This window comes from Polaromonas sp. P1_E1_2, assembly GCF_056406035.1.
Map to the genome: position 1 here is coordinate 1 of NZ_JBFUAZ010000219.1, position 6,115 is coordinate 6,115.

Below are 6,115 nucleotides of genomic sequence, written 5' to 3' on the forward strand. Positions count from 1 at the left end.
GGAAGGGGCTCATCCGGAAGGGGCTCATCCTCATCCTCATCTTTTCCGTGAATCTCGGATGGCTTCCGTCAGGCGGGCGAGGCGACACCGAACAGCTCTTCGGCATCGCCTTCAGCTTCCTGACATGGGACGGCCTCAAGCACATGATCCTTCCGGCAACGACGCTTGCCATATTCCAGATCGCCATGGTGATTCGCCTGACGGAGACCGGAACCCGCGATGTGGTGCAACAGGAGTACGTGCGGTTCGCGCGTGCCAAAGGCGTGTCCGGGTTCAGGCTCCTGGCCAGACACATCGCCCCGAATGTGATGATTCCCGTGGTTACCGCCGTCGGGCTCGAGTTCGGTCACCTCATCGCTTTCTCTGTGGTGACCGAGTCGGTCTTTGCATGGCCGGGCATGGGAAAACTCATCATTGACTCGATCCTCCATCTCGACAGGCCCGTTGTCGTGGCCTACCTGATGGTCACCGTCCTTCTGGTGGTCTCCATCAACCTTCTGGTCGATCTCCTGTATGTGATTCTTGATCCCCGGCTCAGAGCCCGCAGCAAATAAAACGAGGTGACCCCATGATCCAGACCGAATCGTTGAACGCGGAGGAAAAGCCGGCGGCCCGGCCGGCGCCGCAGCCGGCGCAAACCCCGTGGAGCCGGATCCGGCGGCAATTCCTGCTGAGCAAAATTGCGTTCGCAGCGCTGGTCGTCTTCGGGCTGCTGCTCATCGTGGCATTGGGCGCGCCATTTTTCTCACCGCAGAACCCGTACGACCTGGCCTCCGTGTCTATCGTGGACGCAGAACTCGTTCCGGGTGCGCGCAGCGAAGTGAGCGGGATGCTGCATGTCCTCGGCACCGATGGCGCCGGACGGGACCTGATCAGCGCAATCTTCTATGGGCTTCGCATCAGCATGGCTGTCGGCCTTCTGAGTGCATTGGCCGCACTTTGCATCGGAACAACAGTGGGCCTGACGGCCGCCTACTTTGGCGGGCGTGTGGATTCGTTCTTCATGCGAATCGTTGACTTGCAACTGAGCCTGCCTGCCATCCTGATCGCTCTGGTACTTTTGGCATCGCTGGGCCAGGGTGTAGACAAGACCTTGCTGGCCCTGATCATTGTTCAATGGGCGTACTACGCCCGCAATGTGCGCGGGGCCGCGCTGGTGGAGCAACAAAAAGAGTATGTGGAGGCAGCGATGGGGCAAGGCTTGCCCCCCAGGCGGATCATGTTCAGGCACGTGCTGCCGAACTGCATGGGAACGCTGATCGTCACCGGCACCCTGCAGACGGCGCACGCCATCAGCCTGGAGGCAACGATGAGTTTCCTGGGTATCGGGCTTCCCCAGACAGAACCTTCGCTGGGGCTGCTGATTGCCAATGGCTTCGAGTACATGCTCACGAACAAATACTGGATCTCGGTCTATCCGGGGTTGGCATTGGTGCTTCTGGTGGGGTCGATCAACCTGATCGGTGATCGTCTGCGTGTTGTTTTCAACCCCAAGCTGGATCAGGTATGAGCACAAGTGCGTTAAAGGTCAGTGGGATCACGACCCACTTCGAGACCAAGGCCGGCGTCGCCAGGGCGGTGAACGACGTTTCCTTCTCCGTCGGGCAAGGGCAAATCGTTGCCCTGGTGGGCGAGTCGGGATCGGGGAAGTCCGTGACGGCAATGTCTTTGATGAACCTGGTGGATCCTCCGGGCCGAATCGTTGCCGGTGAAATTCTCCTTCGGGGAAATAACCTGCGCTCCGTCTCCGCCCGCGAATGGAACAGGATTCGGGGCAAAGAGATGGCGATGGTTTTCCAGGACCCCATGATGTCGCTCAACCCTGTCATCCGTGTGGGAGACCAGTTGACGGAAACCATCCGGATTCACGCCAAAGTATCACGGTCAGATGCCACGGAGCGGGCATGCGCCGCGTTGGCCGCGGTGGGAATTCCGGCGCCGGCCGAGAGAATGCGCGCCTATCCGCATGAACTCTCGGGTGGCATGCGCCAGCGAATCGCCATCGCGAACGCCATCATCAACGAGCCGGCCGTGATCATCGCCGACGAGCCGACGACCGCCCTGGACGTCACGATTCAGGCGCAGATTCTTTACCAGATCCGCAAGCTGACAAAGGAGCGAGGAACGGGACTGGTGTGGATTACGCACGACCTGAGTGTGGTGAAAGACCTTGCCGACTACGTGTGCGTGATGTATGCCGGCCGCATCGTCGAGAAAGGCGCGGTCGCTGACGTGATCAGGTCGCCGAGACATCCTTACACACGCGGGTTGATCGACTCATTGCCCAAGTCGCAGGATCGCGGCTCCCTGCTCAAGCCCATTCCCGGAAGTACCCCGCCTTTGCTCAACCTGCCGTCCGGTTGCGCGTTCGCACCCCGCTGCAGCCGGGCAACGCAAGCGTGCACAAAGATGCCCGGCCTGACCCGGACAGAAGACCGGGAGTTTCTTTGCTTTCACCCCTATACGACAAACAATTCATGACCACGATACTTGAAGCGGCCAATGTCTCGAAACGGTTTGGTGCCGCGCAAACCTGGAGCGGGCAACTGGCGCACAAATTGAAGCTGGCCCGCAAGACACCCAAGCAGGTGTCCGCGGTGAGTGACGTCAGCCTGCAGATCGAGGCGGGGGAGGTCGTCGGCCTGGTGGGTGAGTCGGGCTGTGGAAAATCAACCTTCGGGCGAATCGTCGCGGGCATTCTGGAACCGTCCAGCGGCGACGTCATGGTTCATCAGGTGCCGGGCAAGCCCTATCTTTCGGATGTCCACCGAAACGTCCAGATGGTCTTTCAAAACCCCTATGGCTCGCTCAATCCGCGGCTGCGTGTTGACCAGCTCCTCAGCGAGGCGGCCATCTATCACGGGCTGATTTCCGCAAAGGACAAGGCCCCGTTCGTGAGAGGCCTCCTGGAACAGGTGGGTCTTGACGCCAGTTACGGCGAACGCTATCCGCACCAGTTCTCGGGCGGGCAGCGGCAGCGAATCGCCATCGCAAGAGCGCTGGCCCTGAAGCCGTCGCTGGTCGTCTGTGATGAGGCTGTTTCCGCGCTTGATGTGTCCATCCAGGCGCAGGTTCTCAATCTTTTCCAGAAGCTGCGGCGAGAGCAAAACCTTGCCTACCTGTTCATCAGCCACAACCTGGCGGTGGTGGAATATCTGGCCGACCGGGTGGCGATCATGTATCTGGGCCGCATTGTGGAGCTGGCCAAAACAGAGACGCTTTTTAGCCAACCCAACCATCCCTACACAAAGGCACTCATTGCCGACGCGCCGCGCATGGATGCGAAGCCGCTGACGTACAGGCCCATTGCAGGCGAGATGCCGAGCCCGATGAACGTGCCCAGCGGCTGCGCGTTTCACCCCCGGTGTCCGCATGTCATGCCCATTTGCCGGGAAGTCCGGCCGGCCCTGGTCGAAGTCGCGCCGTCGCAAATCTCGGCCTGCCATCTGAATACCACCGCCTCAAAAGCCGCAGAGCCCTGACACCAGGGCGCCGTCTTGAGAGGGCGCCGGGAGGGCTGGCCCGCCGCGCATTCCCGAGGCATCATGGCGCCCATGTCCTCCACATCTGCATCACCCGCCCACCAGGGCCGCGTCTTCGGCTCGCCGTGGGCAGGCATTTACGCCACGCAGATGGAAAGCGCGCGCCACTTCGGCCGCCACTGGCATGCAGTGTATGGCGTCGGGCTGATGGAGCAGGGCGCGCAAAGCTCGGCCAGCGGGCGCGGCCCGGTCGATGCCTATGCCGGTGACGTGATCATGTGCAACCCTGGTGAAGTGCATGACGGCCGGCCGCTGGGCGGCCCTTCGCGCCGCTGGCGCATGGTCTATTTTGAGCCGGCGGCCATCGCCTCCGTGCTGGCAGATGCACCAGATACCGCGCGGGCCACCGGCGTTGAACTCACGCATCCCGTCACGCAGGACGCCCGCCTTCGCAGCGCGTTGCAACACCTGCTCGGCCGCCTGCAGCAATGGGATGCCGATGCGGTCCGCGGCCGCGCGGCGGCCTTGGCCTGTGAAGAGGCGCTGGTCCGCGCCTGTGCCTTGCTGCTGCACCGTCATGCCGTTTCACCTGTCACGCAATCGCAAGTCTCATCGTCCACCTCACCTTCTTCGCCTGAGCTGCTTCGCGCCCGCGACCACCTGGCCGCTGACTTGCTGGCCCCGCCCACGTTGACGGAGCTGGCGCGCACCGCAGGCCTCAGCAAGTTCCAGCTGCTGCGACGTTTTGAAAAAGCCTTTGGCCTCACGCCCCATGCCTGGCTGTTGCAGCAGCGTGCCGAGCATGCGCGCGGCCTGATCCGCGGCAGCGCCGGGCTCGCGCAGGTGGCCGCCGCCTGCGGCTTTGCCGACCAGAGCCACATGACGCGGCTGTTTGCCCGCCAGTTCGGCTTTACGCCGGGTGCGTGGCAGCAGGCCATGGGCAAAAGCACGACCAAAACCCCACTGCAATAACGTTCAAGACGGCGTGCGCGCGCAGCGGCATGCTGGCCGCTGTTTCACTTTTTAAAGAAGGCCGTCGCGCATGTTCTTCCGCCATTCCCCGGCCATCTGGGCCGACTATCCCGAGCTGGTGCCCGGCGTGCTGGCCGCTACGGGCATCACGGCCGATGCAGACGTCTCAGCCCAGGTCGCCCGCTTCAACGCCATCGCTGCCACCCGTCTGGCCACGAACGCTGAAGGCGAGCTGCCTGAGGTGCAGGCCTGGCGCCGTACCTTTTCAAAAATGGGCCTCAAGCCCACGCAGTACCGCTGCGCATCTGAATCACTGCTGCGCCGCTTCCGCAAGGAAGGTTCGCTGCCGCAGCTGCACCCGCTGGTTGATCTGTGCAACGCCGTGTCGATTGCGTTCGCCATTCCCGTCGCCGTGTTTGACGTGGCCCGGGTGGCGCAGCAGCTGGATGTGCGCTACGCCACCGGCGCTGAAAGTTACCAGGCCTTCAGCGGCGAAACAGAAAACCCCGAGCCGCATGAAGTCATCTTTGCCGACGCCGCCCAACCGCCCTCCGCCCATGCCCGCCGCTGGACGCACCGGCAAAGTGGCCTCTCGGCCGTCAGCGCCGCCACGCACAGCGTCCTCATCGTGGCCGAAGCCCTGCACGCTACGGCGGCCGACGATGTGCGCCGGCTCATCAGCACACTCGCCGCTGAGCTGGCCGCCGTCTGGCCGGTTGCGCCCGTCACCGCGGTGCTCAGCAGCACCGCGCCGCAGTTTGATTTTCCGGGTGGGTAAGGGTCGCGTGGCCTGATGGAAGTCTTTTCAGGCCATTTTGAGGCATCAAAAATGGCTGCAACCCAATAAGAACATGCGCAAGCAGCTATTAATTTAGGAGCAAAGCGCGGCCGCCCACGGCAACCAGCCGTGGCCTGCTTTGAATTTACTTCTCCGTGCCGGGAAAGTACGGCGCGCCCTGCATCGCCGTCAGCGGCAGGTAAAACGTTTTCACCGGCACCAGCGGCGCATTGCGCACCACCACCTTGCCCAAGGCTGCGGCGGCTTTGTCCTGGGCTTCTTCTTCGCTGCCTTCTTCGGCCGGGCGTTTGGCGCCGGGCACCAGCGCCGGCCTTATGCAGGCAGCGCGTATGCCTTCGAGGATTTCGCCCGGCAGCTCGTCGCGTTTGCCAAAGCGGCTGCCGTCTACATGCAGCACGTCGCCCTTCAGCGTGGCAGACAGGTTCAGCGGCGGGTTGCCAAACGACTGGTCGTAGCCCACGGCCAGCGTGTTCGCGTCGCCGCGCCGGTACTGCACCACGCGCAGCCGTTTGGGCTGGCGGTTGGCGTCCACCTCCACGTCGCCTATATAAAAGTAGCGCACCTGCGCCACCGGCAGCGGTGGCAGCTTGTAGCTGTCAGACCAGTTGTTCTGGTCTTCCTTGAACAGTGGGCGCATCGTGGTGGGCAGCGTGTCGTTGCCGGAAGTGGCAAACACGGCAGACGTTGCGTTGGAAAGCGAATAGCCATGAAAGTCAAACGCCACCGTCTCTTTCTGCTCAGGCACCTGCTTGCCAAAGGCGGGGAAGATCGCGCCGCTCTGCCGAACTTCCTGCAGGCGCACACCGTTGCCCTCCGCCTTCCAGCGACCGCCGGCCAGCATGTCGAGCGAGCCGCCCATGAA

At 62.8% G+C, this 6,115-nt stretch carries 7 protein-coding genes; 6 read left to right on the plus strand and 1 reads right to left on the minus strand.

Annotation, left to right across the window (positions count from 1 at the left end):
* From AC1D1P_RS11840 to AC1D1P_RS11865, 6 genes are all read left to right on the plus strand, one after another.
* Window positions 1–554: ABC transporter permease (locus tag AC1D1P_RS11840; RefSeq protein WP_477673107.1), on the plus strand; the 554-nt coding region annotated here is incomplete at its 5' end.
* A 14-nt stretch (window positions 555–568) separates the two neighbouring features.
* Window positions 569–1,510 (plus strand): ABC transporter permease, encoded by a 942-nt coding sequence (locus AC1D1P_RS11845; protein ID WP_477673108.1) that lies wholly within the window; start codon window positions 569–571, stop codon window positions 1,508–1,510.
* The gene (locus AC1D1P_RS11850; RefSeq protein WP_477670535.1) at window positions 1,507–2,481 is read left to right on the plus strand and encodes an ABC transporter ATP-binding protein; all 975 of its coding nucleotides are present in this window, start codon (window positions 1,507–1,509) and stop codon (window positions 2,479–2,481) included. The genes AC1D1P_RS11845 and AC1D1P_RS11850 overlap by 4 nt, the downstream gene beginning before the upstream one ends.
* Window positions 2,478–3,482 carry an ABC transporter ATP-binding protein gene (locus tag AC1D1P_RS11855; RefSeq protein WP_477673109.1) on the plus strand — a complete coding sequence of 335 codons (1,005 nt, stop codon included), beginning with the start codon at window positions 2,478–2,480 and terminating at the stop codon, window positions 3,480–3,482. The genes AC1D1P_RS11850 and AC1D1P_RS11855 overlap by 4 nt, the downstream gene beginning before the upstream one ends.
* A gap of 72 nt (window positions 3,483–3,554) precedes the next feature.
* Window positions 3,555–4,454: a helix-turn-helix domain-containing protein gene (locus AC1D1P_RS11860; protein ID WP_477673110.1), complete on the plus strand. Its 900-nt coding sequence runs from the start codon at window positions 3,555–3,557 to the stop codon at window positions 4,452–4,454.
* A 70-nt stretch (window positions 4,455–4,524) separates the two neighbouring features.
* A complete protein-coding gene (locus AC1D1P_RS11865) occupies window positions 4,525–5,232 on the plus strand; it encodes a B3/B4 domain-containing protein (RefSeq protein WP_477673111.1) in 708 nt (235 codons plus the stop codon).
* Window positions 5,233–5,377: 145 nt separating this feature from the next.
* On the opposite strand, the gene AC1D1P_RS11870 is transcribed toward AC1D1P_RS11865, so the two are convergent.
* A partial coding sequence (locus tag AC1D1P_RS11870; RefSeq protein WP_477673112.1) for a hypothetical protein occupies window positions 5,378–6,115 on the minus strand: 738 nt, incomplete at its 5' end.

Excerpts from the sequence above, each read along its gene's own strand:
- AC1D1P_RS11860 (WP_477673110.1), top strand. The coding sequence starts at position 3,555 with ATGTCCTCCACATCTGCATCACCCGCCCACCAGGGCCGCGTCTTCGGC.
- AC1D1P_RS11845 (WP_477673108.1), top strand. The coding sequence starts at position 569 with ATGATCCAGACCGAATCGTTGAACGCGGAGGAAAAGCCGGCGGCCCGG.
- AC1D1P_RS11865 (WP_477673111.1), top strand. The coding sequence starts at position 4,525 with ATGTTCTTCCGCCATTCCCCGGCCATCTGGGCCGACTATCCCGAGCTG.
- AC1D1P_RS11855 (WP_477673109.1), top strand. The coding sequence starts at position 2,478 with ATGACCACGATACTTGAAGCGGCCAATGTCTCGAAACGGTTTGGTGCC.
- AC1D1P_RS11850 (WP_477670535.1), top strand. The coding sequence starts at position 1,507 with ATGAGCACAAGTGCGTTAAAGGTCAGTGGGATCACGACCCACTTCGAG.